This window comes from Pseudonocardia halophobica (assembly GCF_050948485.1).
Classification (GTDB): domain Bacteria; phylum Actinomycetota; class Actinomycetes; order Mycobacteriales; family Pseudonocardiaceae; genus Pseudonocardia; species Pseudonocardia halophobica.
In genome coordinates, this window is the sequence record NZ_CP192046.1 from 5,484,042 (window position 1) to 5,503,188 (window position 19,147).

Consider the following 19,147-nt stretch of genomic DNA (forward strand, 5'->3'; position numbering starts at 1 on the left):
TCCCTCTCTCAGCTCGTAACGCTCGCGGAACGGCGCTCGGTCTCCACCGTGGTCCCCGGGCCGGAGAACGCGACGGAAACGGTGCCCAGCGCGGACAACGTCGCCGAGTACACGCCGTCCGGGGCGGCGGGGACCATCGGCCCGAGTGCCCCGGACAGCACGACCTCGCCCGCGCGCAGCGGGGATCCGAGGTCACGACAGGTCCTGGCCAGCCACAGCACCGCGGACACCGGGTCGCCGAGGCACGCCGCCCCGGTCCCGCTGCTGACCGTCTCGCCCTCACCGTCGAGCAGGGTCATCCGCACGGCGGTGAGGTCCAGTCCGTCGAGCGAGCTGTGCGCTGAACCGAGCACATACATCGCGCTCGACGCGTTGTCCGCGACGGTGTCGGCGAAGGTGATGTCCCAGCCCGCGATGCGGCTGTCGACGATCTCCAGAGCGGGCACGACGTACTCGGTCGCCGCCCGGACGGCCGCATCGTCGATGTCCTGCGAGTCGAGATCGGCGGACAGCACGAACGCGATCTCGGCCTCGACCTTGGGCTGGAGCAGCAGCGACGAGTCCGCCACACCGCCGTCGGGGACCTCCATGTCCGCGTAGAGGACACCGAAGTCCGGCTGGTCGACGCCCAGCTGCTGCTGCACCGCGGGCGAGGTCAGCCCCACCTTGCGGCCGACGATCCGTCGGCCCGCGGCGAGCGAGTTCGCGGTCAGGATGTTCTGGACCGCGTAGGCGGTCTCGGCGCTGCCGTCGGGGAGCACGTCCCGGACGGGGACGCACGGAGTGCGGGTGCGCGCGGCGTTCAGCAGCCGATCGGCTGCCTGCTCGACGCCCGGGTGCACGGGCATGATCGACACCTTCCGTCGTTCGGGGAGCGGCGGTCAGCCGCGCTTGACCAGCGGGAGTTCGGGACGCCGGTCCGAGACGCCCGCCGCGTCGGCCAGCTCGCCGGGCACCGTGCCCGTCGCGAAGAACTCGGCGAAGATCGGGTTGAACAGGTCGGGCCGGTCCGTCTGGCCCTGGTGCCCGCAGTCGTCCGGGTAGAAGAACTGCACGTTCGGCAGATGGTCCTCCTGCACGTGGCCCCACTCGACCGGGGTCAGGATGTCCTGACGGCCGTAGAGGTAGATGCCGGGGATGTCGAGTCGGTCCAGCCGGCCCTTCGTGGCCAGCCGCGCCGCCCGGTTCTGGTCCGTCCACGGCATGATGTGCCGGTACTGCAGCAGGGTCGGCCAGAACTGCTGGTGGGCCGCCAGCCGGTCCTTGGCCGACAGGTAGCGCATCTCCACGAGATCGTCGCTCACGGCCTCCTCGCGGTGGATGATGGCGGTCATCATCGTGCGCATGCCCTCGCGGGTGCCGTCGTAGGCCGTCATGTGGAACTGGCCCTTGGGCGGCGCGATCTCCTCGGGGACGACGTCCCCGACGTCACCGGCGATCAGCGCGAAGCTGATCACCCGATCCGGCCGGGACACCATGTAGTTCACGGTGTTCATGCAGCCCATGGAGTTGCCGGCGAGGTGGAAGCGGTCCAGGCAGAGCGCGTCGACGAACTGCCCGATGAAGTCGACGAAGCTCTCCATCCCCTTCGGCCAGTACTCCTCGCGCACGTCGGAGAGCCCGAACGCGGGCATGTCCGGGCAGTACACCCGGAAGCCCTTGTCCGCGAGGTACGGGGCCATGAACCGCCACCCCGCCAGGCCCGACGAACCGGGGAGGCCCCCGTGCAGCAGCACGACCGCAGGGCCGTGCTCGCCCGCCGTCATGTAGTGGGCCCGGGAGCCGTCGGCCAGCCGCACCCAGCGACTCGCCATACCGGGGACCTCGACGAGGTTCTCGTCCGTGAGGGCCATCAGCGTCCTTCTCTCTTCGCTATCGGTGTGAGGGGTCGCCCGCGAGCCCGAGGTACTCGAGCGCGTTGCGGGCGAGGAGATCGGGGCCGGCCTCCGGTGGCAGGGCGCCGGATGCCCGCGCCGAGTCGAGTGCGGCCATGGACTTCGCCAGCTGGTCGGGGAAGAAGGGTGCGTCGCTGCCCAGCAGCAGGCGATCGGCACCGAAGCGGTGGACGAGCAGCCGCAGGTGCTCGTCGTCGAACACGAGGCTGTCGGCGTACAGCCGCCGGGTCAGGGCGTCCCAGAGCTCCGGCTGCGGCTCGCCGCCGAGGCCGGCGGCGACCCGCAGCCGGGGGTAGGCCCACGGGAAGGCACCGCAGCCGTGGGCCAGCGCGACGCGAAGATCGGGGTGGCGCTCGAGAATCCCGCCGAACACGAGCGACGACGCAGCGATCGCGGTGTCGGCGAGCATCCCGAGGCCGAGGTCGAAGGGCTGGCCCGGCCGGCGGACGACGCCCGTGCCGCCCAGGACCGGGTGCACGAAGACGCAGACGTCCGCGGCGACAGAGGCGGCCCAGAAGTCCGCCAGCTCGGGAGCATCGAGGTCCAGCTCGCCGATCCGGGTGCCGACCTCGACACCACGCAGGCCCAGCCCCGTACACCGCTCGAGCTCGCCGACGACGACGTCCGGGGTGCCGAAGGGCAGGATCCCGAGCCCGAGCAACCGACCCTCCGACCCCGCGCAGGCGGCGGCGATCGAGTCGTTGATGGCACGTGCGTAGGCCGGGTCGGCGTCCGGCTCGGCCGCGAACTCCATGGTCACCGGCACCGGCGAGACGACCTGATGGCTGACCTTGGCGCGGTCCATCTCGGCGAGCCGGTCCGGCACGGACCAGAGCACGGAGGTCACCTTGCGGAACGTCGCCTCGCCGCACAGGATCCGGCCCGAGGCGGCGTCGTCGACGACCAGCCTCGGCGCGAGCCCCGGGAAGTCCGTCAGGTCGGTGCCCAGATGATGTGCGTGGACGTCGACGGCGGATGCGTCGATCATGTACTCACCTTCGAGGTTCCTAGAGAACGCTGCTCGCACGTTCCGTCGTGGTGCGAACGCTAGTCATGGTGGCAGAATTACGAATGTTCCCGTTCTAGTGGCTGGAACGTCCGCTGTTCGCCGCCGAGCAGGAGGTAGTGGTGACGACGCTGCAGGAGTACTCCCCCGGCACCCCGGAGCAGCCTGCCTCGATCCTGTCGAAGGCGTTCGACGTGCTCGCGACCTTCGGCCCGGAGCAACGGGTGCTGACCCTCACCGAGATCTCCCGCGCCAGCGGGCTCCCGAAGTCGACCGTGCACCGGCTGGTGAACCGGCTGATCCCCCTCGGCGTCATCGAGCCGCACGGCTCCGGGTTCAAGGTCGGCCTCCCGATGCGCAGACTGGCGTCCGCGATGCCGATCGAGAGCCTCCGCCAGTGCGCGCTCCCCCACCTCGGATCGTTGCACCGCTGGTCGCGGCGGCACGTGCATCTCGGCGGCCTCCGAGCCGGGCGGGTGATCTTCGTCGAGCGGTTCGTGGTGCCCGGGCACGACCTGCCATCGGCGAGCCCGGGTACGGAGCTCCCCGCGCACGCGACTGCCCTGGGTAAGGCCATGCTGGCGTTCGTGAGTCCGGAGGAACTCGAGACGGTCCTCGACGGGCCGTTCGAGAAGCTTGCTCCGAACACCATCACCAACCCGGGCGACCTGCTGGTCCAGCTGCGCACCATCCGACGGCGCCGGGTGGCGGTCGCCCGCGGCGAGTCGCATCCGGACGTCACCTGCGTCGCCTCCCCGATCGTGATCAAGGACCGGGCGGTCGGCGCGATCTCGGTGTCCACGACCTCGGAGGACGCGGCCGTGGACCGAGCTCTGGTCGACGCAGTCGCGGTCACGGCCGACCGGATCAGCCGGGACAACCAGCGCGAGCTGGCCCAGGGGAACGAGATCTGGTTCCCCGGCACCGACTGACCCGGGCACGCCTCACTCCCCGTAGAGCGCGAACGGCTTGTTGGAGTTGAACACGTCCGTCGTGACGATCGTGGACCACTGCCGCGGGAGCTTCAGCTCCCGCACCGCGCCGAGCAGGCAGAACCAGTTCAGGATCTCGTGCTGCCCCGCCTCCACGACCTGGCGGCTGGTCGTCTTCGCCAGCTCGTCGTAGTTCTCCTCGACCAGCAGCTCGTAGAGCCGCTCGTCGGCGGCGGTGTCCGGCCGGATGTGCCACAGCGCGTCCGCGAGGAAGGCGTGCGACCAGCTCGACGAGGCCACGAACGCGACCTTCAGGTCGGTGTCGCGGAAGTAGCGCGCGATCGCCGCGCCGACCTGCATGCAGCGCGCCGGCGTCGGTCCCGAGGGGTCGAGCGTCTCGGTCTCGATGTCGGCGAAGCGGGCGAGGCCACCCTTCCGGGCGATCGCGTGCTGCCCGTAGCAGTTCACGGTGATCGGCAGGAGCTTGTACGGGAGCTCGGCGCCCGCGTGGTCGTAGTCGAGGAACAGCTGCGTGTTCAGGATCGCGTGCGGGAAGTGCGCACCAGCCCGCTTCCGGTACGAGTACGCCATGTCGACGCCCTGGTGGATTAGCCCGTCGGCCAGCGCCTTGGCCTGCCGCGCGTCCCCGTGCAGGGTGATCTCGAAGTCGTCCGGCAGCCCCCAGGCGTTGGGGCTGCCCCGCTCGTTCATCACCTCGAACGCCGGCACCTGCAGGTCGTCGTAGGCCAGCACGCAGAAGGGCGGGACGACCTCCTCGCGGAAGTTCTCGTACTGGTCGTCGCCCCAGACGACCACCACATCCGGCTGGAACTCGTCGAGGGCGGCCCGACACTTCCGCAGGCCTTCCAACAGCTTCGCCCGATGGCCCGCCGCCGACGACCGTCCCTGGTCGTCGCCCCACTCCTCCCGCATCGCGTCCGGCCAGTTGGCGGGATCCTTCTCCGCCTCCGGGATGTCGGGGTCGGTCAGGGTCCAGCGCAGCAGGCCCGCCATGTGCTCGTCGGTGCCCGCGAGCAGCGGGTAGTGCGTCATGCCGATACCGAGGAACTGGCTCACCGTCGTGCCTCTCCGTGTGTGGCCGTGCTGTCGGCAGGGGTCTCCGGGACGACGAACGCGGACGCGTCCGACACCGGCATCACCACGACGCTGGATGTGCCGAGGTGCATCCAGCGGACGCCTTCGTCGTCCGGCTCGTGCGGGAGGACCTCGACGGTCGTGAAGGGGACCCCGTTCGGGTCGTGCGTCCCGACGATGATGTTGACGTCGCACCCGACCGATCGCACGTGCAGGATCTTGTCGGGGCCGTCGGGCCTGAGATGGTCGACGATGCGCATCACTTCTCCGGGGCGGGGATCGCGTCGCCGCGGCCGGCAACCGCCGGCCCGCTTCGCGTCGATGGGAACGGACTCGCGACGCTAGCCGGAGTTCCGCGGCTCCGTACGGTCCGTTCCAGCGCCCGGAACCCGGGCCGTCGGGTACACCCGATCGGTTCCAGCCGCCGGAACCGGGCCGTCACGTCCCGCTGTCGTCTCCCTAGCGTCGTGCCCCTCCCGAGCAGTCCCCGCGAGAGCGTCGACCTGAGGACGGACCCATGAGCTCGCCAACGACGGCAGTTCCCCCCACCGACCCGAAGACCCTGCGCCGGGTCGTCGGAGCCGGTTTCCTCGGCACCACGATCGAGTACTACGACTACTTCATCTACGGGACGGCCGCGGCGCTGGTCTTCCCGAAGGTGTTCTTCCCTGAGCTCGGCGCGGCCGCGGCGACCGCGGCCTCGTTCGCGACCTTCGCCGTGGCGTTCGTGGCGCGCCCCTTCGGCGGCGTCGTCTTCGGCCACATCGGCGACCGGATCGGACGCAAGGCCACCCTGGTCGCCACCCTGCTCATGATGGGGATCTCCACCATCCTGATCGGGATCCTGCCCTCCGGGGCGACCATCGGGGTGGCCGCGCCGATCATCCTGATCGTCCTGCGCTTCCTGCAGGGCCTCGCGGTCGGCGGCGAGTGGTCGAGCGCCGCGTTGTTCGTCGGGGAGTACGCACCGCCGAAGAAGCGCGGACTGTACGCGCTCGCCCCGTCGCTGGGCACCTCCGGCGGCCTGCTGGTCGCGACCGTCACGTTCCTGATCACCGGGTTCACCATGTCCAACGAGACGTTCCTCGCCTGGGGCTGGCGCATCCCGTTCCTGCTCAGCGTGGTGCTGGTGGCGGTGGGCCTGTGGGTGCGCCTCGGTGTCGCCGACACCCCGATCTTCCGCGCCGCCCAGGAGCGGGCCGCCGCCGCGGCGAAGGCCAAGCTGCCGATCGCCGAGCTGCTGCGCAACCAGCCCAAGCAGATGCTGCTGGCGGCGGGCGCCATCCTGTTCTGGCAGCCCTTCTTCACCGTCTGCGCCGTCTTCCTGATCAACTACGCCACGAACGCGCTGGAGCTGTCCCGCAACGTCACGCTGACCGTCACGCTGGTCGCCATCGTGTTCTGCATCGCGGGTACGGTGCTGGGCGGATCGCTCGCGGACCGGCTCGGCCGGCGACGGACGATGCTGCTGGCCAACGGCTTCGGCGTCTTCTGGGCGTTCGCCCTCTTCCCGCTGGCGGACACCCGCAACCCGGTGCTGCTCGGGCTGGCGATCTCCCTGGCCCTGTTCGCCGTCGGCATCACCAGCAGCACGATGACCGCCTACATGCCCGAGATCTTCCGCACCGACTACCGGTCCACCGGCACCGGTGCCGCCTTCAACCTGGGTAGTGCCGTCGGCGGGTCCATCCCCTCGATCGTCGCGGCCCCGCTGCTCGCCTCCTTCGGCGGCATCGGCGTGGCGATCCTGCTGTCCGTCTTCGCCCTCGTGGCCACCCTGAGCGTCGCCGCACTCCGCGAGACCCGCGGCCGGTCGCTCGACGACACCCTCGCCGCCGCCTCGGCGGCCGACGACATCGCGGTGCGGCCGGCAGCCGAACCGGCCTGAGCGCACCTCGAGAAGGAAACGGAGTCCCCGTGCCCGAACCGTACGTGATCGACAACCGCAAGGACTCGCTGTTCCAGGTCGACCGCGAGGTCTTCACCTCGCAGGAGATCTTCGAGCGCGAACGCGAGCTGATCTTCGCCGACGCGTGGCTGTACGTCGGCCACGAGTCCGAACTGCCGAAGAAGAACGACTTCCGCACGAGGGACGTCGGCGGCCGGTCGGTCATCTTCAACCGCGACCGGCACGGGGACGTCCGCGTCCTGCTCAACACCTGTCTGCACCGGGGCGCCTCGGTATGCAGGCACAGCAAGGGCAACGCCAAGATCTTCACCTGCTTCTACCACGGTTGGGCCTACCGCAACTCCGGCGAGCTGGTGAACGTCCCGGCCGGCGAGGACTACGCCGCCGCCCCCGCGGACGTCTACGGCGGCCTGCACTCGCCGCGGCTGGAGAACTACCGCGGCTTCTACTTCGTCAACTTCTCCGCCGACGCCCCCGACCTGCGCTCCTGGCTCGGCAACTCGGCCTACCTCTTCGACCTCGCCACGGACCAGGCGGAGGACGGCATCGAGATCCTCGAGGGCTCGCACAACTACACCCTCAACGCGAACTGGAAGCTGCTCGTCGAGAACAGCGTCGACGGCTACCACGCGAAGTCGGTGCACCACACCTACTTCGAGATGATGATGGAGCTCGGCCAGACCCCGCCCATGCTCGGCGAGGGCACCGTGAACGGCGTGCCGCCCGCCGGCATCGGCACCGAGTTCGGCAACGGGAACGCCACGCTCATGTACCCGGGCAACGGACTGCCGCTGGCCAACGAGCAGGTCGCCCGTTCGCTCGCCGAGCTGCGCGGCAAGGCCGTCGCCCGGCACGGCGAGGAGTACGCCACGGCCGTCTTCAACCTCGCCCGCAACTCGATCTACTTCCCCAACTTCGTGCTCATCGACCTGAACTTCGGCCTGATCATCCGCACGATCATGCCGTTGGGCCCGGACCGCACCCACGTCACCAGCTGGCAGGTCGCCCCGAAGGGCCTCGACCGGGAGTCGCTCCAGTACCGGATCGACAACGCCCTCACCTTCTGGGGTCCGGCAGGACTCGCCACCCCGGACGACGTCGAGGCCCTCGAGCAGGCCCAGCGCGGGTTCAGCGCCCGTCGCGAGGTCCGGCTCTCGGACATCTCCAAGGGCATGGGCAAGGCCCGGCCCGCCGCCAACGACGAGCTCCAGATGCGCGCCTGGTGGCGCCAGTGGGACTACGTCATGACCGGGACCGAGCGTCCGCGCGAGGTCGAGGAGTTCGTGCCGTTCGAGACCCGCATTCCGCAGGAGGCCCGATGACCACCGTCGAAGCCCGCCCCGTCGCGGACGTCACCCGGGCCGAGGTCGAGGACTTCCTCTTCCACGAGGCCGCTCTGCTCGACGACTGGCGGCTCGAGGAGTGGATCGAGCTGTTCACCCTCGACTGCACCTACGAGGTGCCCGCCACCGACGCCCCGGATGCCGACCCCGGACTGACCTGGTCGCTCATCCACGACCGCCGCACCATGCTGGAGCAGCGGATCATCCGGCTCAAGAAGCCGGCGGCGCACGCCGAGTTCCCGCACTCCCAGACCAGCCGGATCATCGGCAACGTCAGGATCACGGAGCGACGCGCCGACGCGCTGCTGGTCGAGGCCAACTTCATCGTCTCCCGGATGAAGGCGGGCAAGTTCGACCAGTACGTCGGACGCCACCACTACGAGCTGCTCCCGGCAGCCGACGGCTTCCTGATCCGCCGGAAGAAGAGCGTTCTGGCCCACGACCGGCTGGACCCCCAGGGAAAGATCTCGTTCGTCCTCTGAACGAGGGAGGAGACGCATGACCCAGCACGGAACCATGACCGAGCGGATCCTCGCCTGCGAGGTCGACGACCTCGAGGACGGCGACAGTCTCGCCGTCGAGACGGACCGGGAGCCGATCGCGGTCTACCGGGTCGGGGACGAGTTCTACGCGACCTCGGACACCTGCACCCACGAGAAGTGGTCATTGGGCGAGGAGGGTGACCTCGACGGCTTCGAGATCACCTGCACCCTGCACAACGCCCGGTTCGACGTCCGGAACGGGAAGGCGCTGTGCTTCCCGGCCACCATCAACCTGCGCCGCTACGCCACCACGGTGGAGGACGGGAAGGTCTACGTCGAGCCGACCGGGGAGGAGGCGTGATCGCCGAGCGCTTCACCGAGCGGGTCGCCGTCGTCACCGGCGGCGCCAGCCCGATCGGCTCGGGCATCGCCGAGCGGCTGGTGGCCGAGGGCGCGTCCGTCGTGCTCGGGGACGTCGACCGCGACCGGCTCGACGCCATCGCCGCGAAACTGTCCGCCGACGCCCCGGGCCGGGTGCACACCGCGCTCGGCGACCTGAGCCGTCATACCGACGCGCAAGCCCTGATCGACGCGGCCGGGGAGCGCTTCGGGAAGCTCGACGTGCTGGTCAACTGCGCGGGCGGCGGCGTCATCCGGGCCACTTCCGAGCACACCGAGGAGACGCTGCGGGCGACCGTCGACCGCAACCTCTGGACCACGCTGTACTGCACGCTCGCCGCGCTGCCGGTGATGTCGGCTGCGGGGTACGGGCGGATCGTCAACGTCGGCGCGGAGTCCGTGCGTAACGGCCTGTACCGGCACGCGATCTACAACGCCGCGAAGGGCGGCGTACACGCAGTGGCCACCGGGCTCGCACGTGAGTACGCCGGGAAGGGCATCACGGTCAACGTGGTGGCGCCCGCGTGGATCACCACGCCGGAGGCGGACGCGCGGATCGCGGCGTCGCCCGAGGTGGAACGCGCCGACTGGGCCGCGTTCATGGATCAGATGCGCTCGACCATCCCGATGGGCAGGCCGGGCACCGTCACCGAGGTCGCCGCCACCGTCGCGTTCGTCGCGTCGGAGGAGGCCTCGTACATCACCGGCCAGACGATCAGCGTCAACGGCGGCAGCTCGATGCTCTGAAGCATCGAGGGCCACCACGAGGAGGTTCAGTGTCCATCAGCTCGGTGACCGTCGTCGGGGGCGGGCTGGCGGGCTTCACCGTCGCCCGTGAGCTGCGCTCTCGCGGCTTCGACGGCGCCCTGCGGATCGTCGATCCGCAGGGACTGCCGTACGACCGGCCTCCGCTCTCCAAGGGGTACCTGGCGGGCGAGACCGAGATCGGCGACCTGCACCTCGCCCCGCCGGAGTGGTACGCGGAGAACTCCGTGGACATCGTCGAGGACGTGGCGACCAAGGTCGCGGACGGGTCGGTCGTGCTCCGCGACGGGACGACGCTCGACGCCGACGCCGTCGTGCTGGCGACCGGCGGACGCGCCCGCCGGCTCCCCATCCCCGGCAGTGACCTGCCCGGCGTGGTGGCGCTGCGAGACCGGGCGGACGCCGACGCGCTCCGCGAGGCACTGCGCCCGGGGGTCCGGCTGGTCATCGTCGGGGCCGGGCTGATCGGCGCCGAGGTCGCCTCGACCGCCACGAAGGCGGGGGCCTCGGTCGTCCTCGTCGATCCGGTACCGGTCCCGCTGGTGCCGGCCGTGGGCGCGGAGCTCGCCGAGGTTCTGCACGGCATGCACGCCACCCACGGGGTGGAGGTCGTCGAGGGCGCACCGAGCGCGGTCGTACCGGACGGCTCCGCCTTGCGGGTGGAGCTGGACGGGCGGTCGATCCCGGCGGACCTGGTGCTCGCCGCGATCGGGCTCGAGGTGGACGATTCCCTGGCGGAGTCGGTCGGCGTCGAGTGGGACGGCGGCACCGTCGTCGACGAGCTGGGTCGCACGGCGAACCCAGCGATCCGGGCCGCGGGCGACGGGATCCGCGTCCGTGCCGCGGACGGCACCGTGCAGAGGCGCAGCGAGCACTGGGAGGCCGCGATGCTCAGCGGTGCCGCGGCGGCGTGCGGGCTCCTGGGCGAGGAGCCGCCGGAGCGCCCGCCGTCGTGGTTCTGGAGCGATCGCTACGGGGTCCACGTCGAGGCGGTCGGCAGCATGGTGGCACCCGGATCCACTGTGCTGCGTGGAGAGACGGTCGCCTTCCGCCTGAGCGCCACCGGGGTGCTGGTCGGGTGCGCAGCGATCGACGGCGGTAAGGCTCTGCGTGTGGCCCGCCGGCTGATCGCCCGAGGTGTATCGGTCTCCCCCGCCGACCTGGCTGACCCCACTGTCGACCTGCGCAAGGCGGGCCGCTGAGACCTCGGAGCTCTCGGTAGGTGCTCTACACAACGAGGTGTGCCCGAAGGTGCGCACCAGGCCGTGGTGCTCCGGCAGCCTGCTCGTCGAGGACGTCGCGACACTGCAGTGGCGGTAAGCGGCGAGGTCAGCGTGATGTCCGGACTGCCGCCTCGTGCCCGGGCCCAGAACGGGTCAAGGAGGGCCGCCACCGCGTCCATGGCGGCAGACGGGTCGTCGGACTGGCCTAGGGTCGGACGGTCGAAGACGGCGACGTCGGCGAACAGCACGCGCATGTCCGGCCACTGCTGGTCACTGAAGAGGAGATACCGCGCCTCGGCGGTGGCGATGTCCTACAGGTCGGTTCCGAGGCCGCTGACCGGGCTCACCCGGTGCCCCAGTGCAAGACGACTCCAGCGGCGTGGGGCGCGTGCCGAGGACGTGGGCCACCGGCGTGAGACGCGCCTGATGACCTGGTTGTACGGGATGTCGAGGACCTGTGCGACCTCGTCCTCGAACTGCGGGTGCAATCTCGTTCACGCCGTGCCGAGGCCCCGCGTCCGGGCGGCCAGCGTGAAGGTCCAGGTGGCGGCATGAGTCCCGCCCCCATGAAGGTAGAGTGGCGGTAGGAGTCGACCAGATCGTCGCGGCGCCCTTCCCACTCGGTCACGACGAGGTACGGAGCGCACTGCATCGTCCCGGGCAACACTTCATCGCGCCTTCGATCGACGCGTTCCGAGCGCCGCCAACAGCGATGCAGGTTCTTGCCCGATGTTGCTCGGCAACGGTGTCGGTGGCTGTCCGGTCGCCCGCAGGCTTGAATCATGCATCTATGTTTGCCTAGAGTCGAATTAGCCTCACCTGGCGGCACCGCCTCCTCGACGAAGAGGACTTATGGCTCACCTATCGCCCGTCCCCAGCTCAGGGCCGCGAATGCTCCTCTGGCTCACCCCGGATGTCGACATCACCGGCCCGGAGCCTGTCCGGCAGCGGTCGTCACGCTGCCTGGTGACGGATCGGAGGGCCTGGGACCAGGGAGATGATCGGCCAAGTCGTGCGTACTCGACGAGGAGACGCAGTGACGGGTCCTGAAGGACACCGGTCAGAGGTCGGGTCCCGGGAGGCCGCCCTCCGCTCCGTCACCTGTCGAAGCGACGAGTGGCGGCGTGCCCGCGGGGTGTTGCAGCTCGCAGACGCGTTGACCGGTCGCCCTCGGACGTGCCATGAGGCCGACTTCGCCTCGGCCGACGACCTCGACCACGCTCTCTGTGCCGCGCAACAGGTCGTCGTCGAGACGCTCGCCGCCCCCGATCTCCCCCGCGAGCACCGCGCCAGGCTCTGCGCTGTCCACCTCCAGCTGGGCTCCAGCCGAAGCGCCGTCCACCAGGTCGAGCTGGCTCGCCGGTCGGCTGCCCTCCCCTCAGTGGAGCGGACCATGGACCGGCTCCGCTCGGCATCCTCCGTCGCCGGGCTCCTCGACCGCGCGCCTCGGGAGATCGCCGGGGCGGGATACGCCCGCTGCCTGGTCTCACGCGTGGAGAGCGGTCGGTGGATCGCCCAGGCGACGCACGTTGACGGGGACCCTGAGCTGGCCGCGGCGATCACCCTCGCCGGGAGCCGGTCGCCCCGGCGGATCGACCACTCTGTTCTGGAGTCCGAGCTTGTGCGGACGCGGCGCCCACTGCTCGTCACCGACGCCCAACGCAATCCGCGGGTCCACCGCGAGCTCATCGACGTCACAGGAACCAAGGCCTATGTCGCCGCTCCGATCAAGGTGGGACCGCAGGTCATCGCCTTCGTTCACGCGGACGAAAGCCACTACACCGGGAGCGCGGACGCGTTCGACGTGGAGGTGCTCGGCCTGATGACCGAGGGGCTGGGGATCATCGCTGAGCGGGCCTTTTATCAGGAACGGCTCTATGCGGTCCGCAGCATGCTAGTGGACGCCGTCGCAGCAACCGTCGACCTGGTCGACGGCATGATCGAGTCGAACCTGGACGCACTCCCTCGGCCCCAGGCGACGCCCCCCACGAACGACGACCGCCGCACCGCCCGCGCATCGGGCCCCTGCGGTGCGGACAGCCTCACAGCGCGGGAACGCGAGGTTCTGGAACTCATGGCCGACGGGAAGACCAACGTCGGGATCGCGAAGGCCCTGTTCATCACGGAGGCGACGGTGAAGGCACACGTTAAGCACATCTTCGGCAAGCTGGGCGTAGCCAACCGGGCCGAGGCCGTCAGCCGGTACCTCCGGCCGTGACCCCGTGACACCGGACCGGGCGCACGCTCCGTCGAGCACATACCCCGCGGGGGAGGCGAATTCCTCCCCACGAGTGATGTGACACCTCTGACCGCGAGGCAGGCTGTAACGGTCAGCCAACCGGGTCGGGGTCCCGTTCGTGCTCGAAGGCCGCGCAGGTGCACGGACACCCGATAGGTCCTGACCGGAAGGGCCCGCCTCCATGCCGCGGGTCTCGTCATCGCAGCAAAGGAGATGTTGATGATCGCCGCCGAGGACGTGCAGTTCCACACGCCGCACGACCCGCCCTACGACTGGGCCGAGACGCGCTTCTTCTCCGTCTTCGTCCCCGAGGCCAACGTTACGGCCTGGGTGTACACCATTGCGCGCCCTGGTGTCGGTGCGATCGCCGCGGACATCGAGGTGATCGACCACGTCGGGACGAGCCCTCTCGAGGCCGTCTACTTCGACTTCCGCCAGCACCTGCCGCTGCCCGACAAGTGGCAGAGCTTCACACTGCCGAACGGACTGTCGCTCGAGACGTCCGGTGAACCACGCAACTACCGGGTCCACTACGTCGGCTACGACGACACCCAGTTCGTGTGGGACGTCCAGGGGCTGATGGAGCCCTACGACATCTCGGATCCGCGGATGGACCCGCTCGCGACCGGAGATCCCGAGGACAGCGGCTTCGGCCAGGCGTACGCGAACCACTTCGACATGGCCGCCCGTATCACCGGCACCACGAAGATCCGGGGACGCTCGTTCGACACCGACAGTATCAGCGTGATGGACCACAGCTGGGGTCCGCGCAACGAGAGTCTGATGCGGCCGATGGGGTGGATCAACGCAGCCTTCGGCGAAGACTACGTAGTCCACACGATCTGGGCCCGCGACACGGACCGCTCCGGCTGGGACGGGTTCACCTTCGCCCACGGCTTTGCACTCATCGATGGCCGCGTCCGCGGTCTGAAGTCGGGCAAGCTGCGCGCCACGCGGGCCCGCAACCAGATGCCCGTCCAGTACGAGATGCACGTGGTCGACGTGGACGACCGCGAGCACGTGCTCACCGGCAGCCCGCTCGCCCAGCACCACTGGGCCTGCTACTCCAACAGTTACGTGCCCTTCAGCTCGGTGCGGTGGCAGACATTCGACGGTCAGCGACATCGCAGCGGGCAGGGCGTGGCCCAGGAGAACTGCCCGCTCGACCGTCTCACCGGCTGGGCGGGCGCGGCCGAGGCGCCGGTCTCCCCCGGAGTGGCGTCGTGACCGGGTCCGCGGTCTCGGACCAGGCCACAGCGCTGCCGCTGGTCTGGGACGTGGCCGACCTGGAGCCGCGCGTCGCCGAGCTTCTCGACGCCAAGCAGCGTCGGGTGAGCCGGGGACGCTATGACGCCAAATCGGCCGACGACGTCACCGCCCTGCTCGAAGGCCTGCTGCAGGCGAGGGGGGAGCGGGACTTCAGCCTGCACGAGGTGCACCGGATGGCTGGGGGCGCCTCGAAGGAGCAGTTCGCGTTCAAGCTGCGCCGCGGAGACGACGTCGAGCGGATGGTGCTGCGGCTCGACCCGCCCGAGAGCATCGTCGAGACCTGCCGGTACCGTGAGGCGGAGGTCTTCGCGGCCATGGCTCGGCACGGAGTCCCCACACCGAGCACCCGGTTCCTCGACGGCGACGGCACGCACCTCGGAGCGCCGGGCATCGTCACGTCGTTCGTCTCCGGTGTCACGTCCCCGCCGGTCGACTCGACCCTTATCAGCGGCGTCGGGACGTCGTTTACGGCCGAGTGGCGGAAGCTGCTCGCGCCGCAATTCATCGACACGCTCACCCTGATCCACGGCGCCGACTGGCAGTCGGCGTCCCTGCCGCACTTCACCGCGCCCACCGCACATCCTCACCAGGCCGCGCTGTGGCAGGTGAACTGGTGGTCGCGCATCTGGCGAGACGACCAGGTCGACCCCTACCCGCTGATCACGCTGGCGGAGCGCTGGATGCGCGAGCGTCTCCCGGAGACGCCCGCGAACTCCGCCGACCTCGTCCTGCTCCACGGTGACTTCCGGACCGGAAACTTCATGTTCGACCCGGACACCGGACGGTTCAGTGCGGTTCTGGACTGGGAGCTGGCGCACATCGGCGACTTCCACGAGGACCTGGGTTGGATCCTGCAGCGCCTATTCGCGGGCCCCGCGGAGGACGGGCGCGTCCTCGCCTGCAACCTGATCGAGCGTGAGGAGCTCATCCAGCGTTACGAAGAGGCGACCGGCCGGACCGTCAACCCGCGGACGCTGGCGTTCTACGAGGTCCTGGCCGCCTTCAAATGTGCGGTGATGAACCTCGGCACCGGGTACTCGGCGGCGGCCCGCGGCCACAACCACCAGGACGTGCTGCTGTCGTTCCTCTCCCCGGTCGGGCACGTGTTCCTCGGCGAGATCGCGACCATCATCGAGCGGGAGGCTGCGCTGTGACACCGGACGTCGACACCCGGCTGGAGACGGTGGTCACCGCTCTGCGCCAGGTGGTGCTGCCCGCTCTGCCGGCGGACGAGCCCCTGGCTCGCGAGCAGGCCAACCTCTGCATCGGCCAATTGAGCGTGATCGCGGAACAGTACCGGTTCGCAACCGAGTACGAGGCCATCTGCCTGGCCGAGATCCTGCGTCTGTCGTGGGCGCTGCTCGACGCGGCCGAAGGCGGTGCGGCACTCGAGCAGGCTGTGGCAGATCTGCGGCGGACCGCTGCGGCGGCCGAGGACGCCAGCACTGGGACCCCTCGGGACCGTCGGAACGCCGTGGCGCGACAGCTCGACGATCTCCTGCGTGTTGGCGGACAGGACGGCTCCGGGGCCTTCCGGAGTCGCTCCCAAAGGCTCGTGCTGGAGCACGGGGTACGCCAGTCGGCGCGTGATCGTGCGTGGTTCAGGGGGTGCGGCATGGATCCCGATGCAGCCGTCCTGCCCACCATTGGCCAGATGATCGAGGAGGCCCGGGCATGAGCACCATTGCTGCAGTGCTGGGCGTCGGAACCATCGACCCGGCGTGGATGACCAGGGCGCTCACCCGAGCCGGTCTGCTCACCGCGGGCCGGGTGACGTCCGTGGAGCGCGAGACCTGTGGGACCGGTCAGCTCGGTGACTCCTACCGATTCACGCTGGGCTACGATGAGCCCGGCGCAGGTCCGGCGACCGTCGTGGCGAAGTTCGCCTCCGAGGACGCCGCGAGTCGGGAGTTCGGCAGGAGATCCGGCTACTACCGTGCGGAAATCAACTTCTACACCCGGATCGCGCCGCACTCCTCGATGTCCCTGCCCAGGCCCCTCCATGCCGAGCTCGCGCCGAACGAGACCGACTTCGTGTTATTGATGGAGGATCTTGCGCCCGCGCGGTCGGTCGACCAGCTCGACGGCTGCACCGCGGACGACATGGCCCTGGTCATGGAGCAGACGGCGATCCTGCACGCCGAGTCCTGGTACGACAGTTGCCTCGCAGCAGAACCGTGGCTCGGGGGTCCGGTCGCCATCTTCAACGAGGTCACGGACAGCTACACCGACGTCATCCGGACGTTCCCGGAACTCTGCGGCGATCTCGTTCCGGAGGCGGACCTCGCCGAGGCGGCGGGTCTGATCCCCCACGCGCTCGCCTGGAAACGGCTCCTGAACGATCCGCAGTGTCTGTGGCACAGCGACATTCGCGCGGACAACGTGTTGTTTGACGCTCAGGACGGGGCACGCCCGGTGGTGCTGTTGGACTGGCAGGGCGTCGGGTTCGGGCGGGGGACGATCGACGTTGCGCTGTGCCTCGGGACCAGCCTCGCCGTCGAGGACCGACGTGTCCATGAGCGCGAGCTGGTGGCGGCCTACCACCGCGCACTGGTGGCGAACGGGGTCACCGGCTATAGCGCCGAGGAGGCCTGGGCGGACTATCGCGTGCACGCGGTGCACGGGCTGCAGGTCGGGGTCTTCGGTCTCGGCGCCGTGAAACGGACGCCTCGCGGTGACCAGATGTGGAAGAACTGGATCGAGCGGACCGCCGCCCAGGTTCGGGACCTGGACAGCTACGCAGTCCTGGCCAAACGCTGATACCTGTGCCTGGTCGAGGGCTTCGGTGCCCTCGACCAGGCCCGGTCAGCTTCTTTTCGCCCGCCTACCGGCGCCCAATGCGACCAATCATGAAGGCACGTCCGGGCGGTCGACGACGCCCGCCTTGACCGATAGTCCGGGCGCGAGGCCCTGCGGCGTGGAGTGTCGGGGACAGTATCCCCCGCCTTGCTTGAGGCTCGCCTCGTCGACCTCCAGCCGCACTAGCCCTACGCCACCGGCAAGGGCGCACCCCACCCGGCTCGCGGAGGTGCTCGACCACATCCTGACTCTAAGCGGCGAGGCACACTCCTACAGTCCGAAGCCCGTGCCGCAGAAATCGCAGAATCCGCAGAATCGGGTGCGGGTCAGCTTTGTGATGTCTCAGGACATGGGTGACAGTTCTGCATCAGGACATTGGTGACGGTTGGTGTGTCAGGACTTCGGTAACGCTCGTGGGCTCTTCGGGCGGTTTCCGCGGGGGCGCCCGTTCCCGACATAGCGGATGCCGGGAGCGGGTCGGGTGCGCTCGGCGAGGATCTCGCCTTCGAGGTCGGTGATGATGATCTTGTCGCCGGCCTGGTTGCCGTCGCTGACGACGAGGACCTGTCCGAGCGCGTGCTCGACGCCGATCTTGTAGAACACCTTGTCGACGTGGATGACTCCGGCGGAGCTCACCGTTCTCGGGCGCGTGCCGGCGGGTAGGTCTGCGGGCGGCGTCGGCCGGGGCCGCAGGGCCGGGACCGGCGGCCGGTAGGCGGGCCGGTCGGGCTTCGGGCGGGGTGGATCGGCGGGCAGGGTGGATCGACCTTGGCAGTCGCCTCCCATGCAGCCAGCGGCGTGATCCGCCCGGGCAGTCCTTGGTGAGGTGTGTTGTAGGCGTGGTCGAACGCGTCGATCTGGGCCTGGAGCTGCGCGAGTGTGGCGGCCAGCGGTTGCTTGTCCAGGTAGCGGAACAGGGTCTGGTGGAAGCGTTCGTTCTTGCCCTGGGTGGTCGGCTTGTGCGGCTTACCGGTGATCGCCTCGACGCCCAGCGCGGCGACATGCCCGACGAGGCGGCCGACCAGGCCCCGTCGCGACGGGTTGAGTGCGGTCCCGTTGTCTGACAGCAGCCGTTGTGGGACGCCGTGGGTGGCCACAGCCTTGTCGAAGACCGCGATCGCATCCTTGGCGGTCTCGCCGGCCGCGGCGTGGGAGGCGACCGCATAGCGGGAGTGGTCGTCGATGAGCTGGAAGATCACGCATTTTCGGCCACCGGTGAGCACGTACTCGGTGGCGTCGAGTTGCCAGCAGGCGTTCGGTGCCGGGTAGACGAACCGCCGCCACGCCGAGCGGGGCTTCTTGCGCGGCTCGCGCCGGGCGACACCGGTCTCGCGGAAGATCCGTGCCAGCGACGCTGTCGACGGGAAGGGGCTCAGGCCCATCGCGCGCATCTTGTCGTGAACGCTGATCGGGCCGTGGTCGAGCCCGGACGCCTCGAGCGCGGCCCGCACCGCGACGGCCTGGGCCTTGACCTGCTCGGTCAGCTTCGACGGGCTCGACCGCGGCCGTCTGGACTTGGGCTCGAGCACCGCCGCGGGGCCTTCCGCGCGAGCGCGCTTGCGCAGCTCGTAGAACGACTTGCGCGAGATGCCGTGCTCGGAGCAGAACGCCGAGACCGCCCCGCGCGGCGCGTCGTCAGGCCACTGCGAGATCGCAAGGCGGACACGGGGATCTATGGGTTCCTGGGCGGCCACCGCCGCAGCCTCGCGGCGGAAGTGTCACCACCAAGGGCGGCCCCAGTGTCACCGATGTCCTGATGCAGAACTGTCACCTTTGTCCTGAGACATAGCA

At 69.7% G+C, this 19,147-nt stretch carries 17 protein-coding genes and 1 pseudogene; 12 read left to right on the forward strand and 6 right to left on the reverse strand.

All coding sequences use genetic code 11. From position 1 onward, the window contains the following. Positions 1 to 8: 8 nt before the first annotated feature. From ACQP04_RS25990 to ACQP04_RS26000, 3 genes are read right to left on the reverse strand one after another with little or no spacing between them, the layout of a single operon-like run. Complete coding sequence (locus ACQP04_RS25990) at positions 9 to 848, reverse strand: 2-keto-4-pentenoate hydratase (RefSeq protein ID WP_433503188.1); 840 nt, start codon at positions 846 to 848, stop codon at positions 9 to 11. A gap of 33 nt (positions 849 to 881) precedes the next feature. Beyond that, positions 882 to 1,853, reverse strand: coding sequence for an alpha/beta fold hydrolase (locus ACQP04_RS25995; RefSeq protein WP_433503189.1), 972 nt, complete (start codon positions 1,851 to 1,853; stop codon positions 882 to 884). Positions 1,854 to 1,872: 19 nt separating this feature from the next. Continuing rightward, positions 1,873 to 2,883, reverse strand: a complete 1,011-nt coding sequence (locus tag ACQP04_RS26000; protein ID WP_433503190.1) for an amidohydrolase family protein — start codon at positions 2,881 to 2,883, stop codon at positions 1,873 to 1,875. A gap of 140 nt (positions 2,884 to 3,023) precedes the next feature. On the opposite strand from ACQP04_RS26000, the gene ACQP04_RS26005 reads away from it, so the two are divergent. After that, entirely contained in the window at positions 3,024 to 3,833 is an 810-nt protein-coding gene (locus ACQP04_RS26005; protein WP_433503191.1) for an IclR family transcriptional regulator, read from the forward strand. 12 nt (positions 3,834 to 3,845) lie between these two features. Here ACQP04_RS26005 and ACQP04_RS26010 read toward each other — a convergent pair whose 3' ends face one another. Beyond that, positions 3,846 to 4,910 (reverse strand): extradiol ring-cleavage dioxygenase, encoded by a 1,065-nt coding sequence (locus tag ACQP04_RS26010; protein WP_433503192.1) that lies wholly within the window; start codon positions 4,908 to 4,910, stop codon positions 3,846 to 3,848. Continuing rightward, on the reverse strand, positions 4,907 to 5,188 hold the full coding sequence (locus ACQP04_RS26015; protein WP_433503193.1) for a hypothetical protein: 282 nt from the start codon (positions 5,186 to 5,188) through the stop codon (positions 4,907 to 4,909). Before ACQP04_RS26015 ends, ACQP04_RS26010 begins: the two co-directional genes overlap by 4 nt. 257 nt (positions 5,189 to 5,445) lie before the next feature. Here ACQP04_RS26015 and ACQP04_RS26020 point away from each other — a divergent pair, with 257 nt between their 5' ends. The 11 genes from ACQP04_RS26020 to ACQP04_RS26070 all read left to right on the forward strand — a co-directional run bounded on the left by ACQP04_RS26020 (position 5,446) and on the right by ACQP04_RS26070 (position 17,317). Continuing rightward, positions 5,446 to 6,816, forward strand: a complete 1,371-nt coding sequence (locus tag ACQP04_RS26020) for an MFS transporter (RefSeq protein ID WP_433503194.1) — start codon at positions 5,446 to 5,448, stop codon at positions 6,814 to 6,816. 29 nt (positions 6,817 to 6,845) lie between these two features. Then, positions 6,846 to 8,159, forward strand: a complete 1,314-nt coding sequence (locus tag ACQP04_RS26025; RefSeq protein ID WP_433503195.1) for an aromatic ring-hydroxylating oxygenase subunit alpha — start codon at positions 6,846 to 6,848, stop codon at positions 8,157 to 8,159. Then, a complete protein-coding gene (locus ACQP04_RS26030) occupies positions 8,156 to 8,662 on the forward strand; it encodes an aromatic-ring-hydroxylating dioxygenase subunit beta (RefSeq protein WP_433503196.1) in 507 nt (168 codons plus the stop codon). Before ACQP04_RS26025 ends, ACQP04_RS26030 begins: the two co-directional genes overlap by 4 nt. A gap of 16 nt (positions 8,663 to 8,678) precedes the next feature. Then, complete coding sequence (locus ACQP04_RS26035; RefSeq protein WP_433503197.1) at positions 8,679 to 9,023, forward strand: non-heme iron oxygenase ferredoxin subunit; 345 nt, start codon at positions 8,679 to 8,681, stop codon at positions 9,021 to 9,023. After that, positions 9,020 to 9,808: an SDR family oxidoreductase gene (locus ACQP04_RS26040; RefSeq protein ID WP_433503198.1), complete on the forward strand. Its 789-nt coding sequence runs from the start codon at positions 9,020 to 9,022 to the stop codon at positions 9,806 to 9,808. Before ACQP04_RS26035 ends, ACQP04_RS26040 begins: the two co-directional genes overlap by 4 nt. Positions 9,809 to 9,837: 29 nt before the next feature. Continuing rightward, positions 9,838 to 11,028: an NAD(P)/FAD-dependent oxidoreductase gene (locus tag ACQP04_RS26045; protein ID WP_433503199.1), complete on the forward strand. Its 1,191-nt coding sequence runs from the start codon at positions 9,838 to 9,840 to the stop codon at positions 11,026 to 11,028. Between the two features lie 1,156 nt (positions 11,029 to 12,184). Beyond that, entirely contained in the window at positions 12,185 to 13,267 is a 1,083-nt protein-coding gene (locus ACQP04_RS26050) for a LuxR C-terminal-related transcriptional regulator (RefSeq protein ID WP_433503200.1), read from the forward strand. A 240-nt stretch (positions 13,268 to 13,507) separates the two neighbouring features. Beyond that, complete coding sequence (locus ACQP04_RS26055; protein ID WP_433503201.1) at positions 13,508 to 14,515, forward strand: DUF7065 domain-containing protein; 1,008 nt, start codon at positions 13,508 to 13,510, stop codon at positions 14,513 to 14,515. Continuing rightward, positions 14,512 to 15,711: a phosphotransferase family protein gene (locus ACQP04_RS26060; RefSeq protein ID WP_433503202.1), complete on the forward strand. Its 1,200-nt coding sequence runs from the start codon at positions 14,512 to 14,514 to the stop codon at positions 15,709 to 15,711. The genes ACQP04_RS26055 and ACQP04_RS26060 overlap by 4 nt, the downstream gene beginning before the upstream one ends. Next, positions 15,708 to 16,235: a hypothetical protein gene (locus ACQP04_RS26065; protein ID WP_433503203.1), complete on the forward strand. Its 528-nt coding sequence runs from the start codon at positions 15,708 to 15,710 to the stop codon at positions 16,233 to 16,235. The genes ACQP04_RS26060 and ACQP04_RS26065 overlap by 4 nt, the downstream gene beginning before the upstream one ends. Positions 16,236 to 16,336: 101 nt before the next feature. Then, the gene (locus ACQP04_RS26070; RefSeq protein WP_433503204.1) at positions 16,337 to 17,317 is read left to right on the forward strand and encodes an oxidoreductase family protein; all 981 of its coding nucleotides are present in this window, start codon (positions 16,337 to 16,339) and stop codon (positions 17,315 to 17,317) included. A 432-nt stretch (positions 17,318 to 17,749) separates the two neighbouring features. Here the strand turns inward: ACQP04_RS26070 and ACQP04_RS26075 are convergent. Then, positions 17,750 to 19,050, reverse strand: a pseudogene (locus tag ACQP04_RS26075) (DDE-type integrase/transposase/recombinase). Between the last annotated feature and the right edge of the window lie 97 nt (positions 19,051 to 19,147).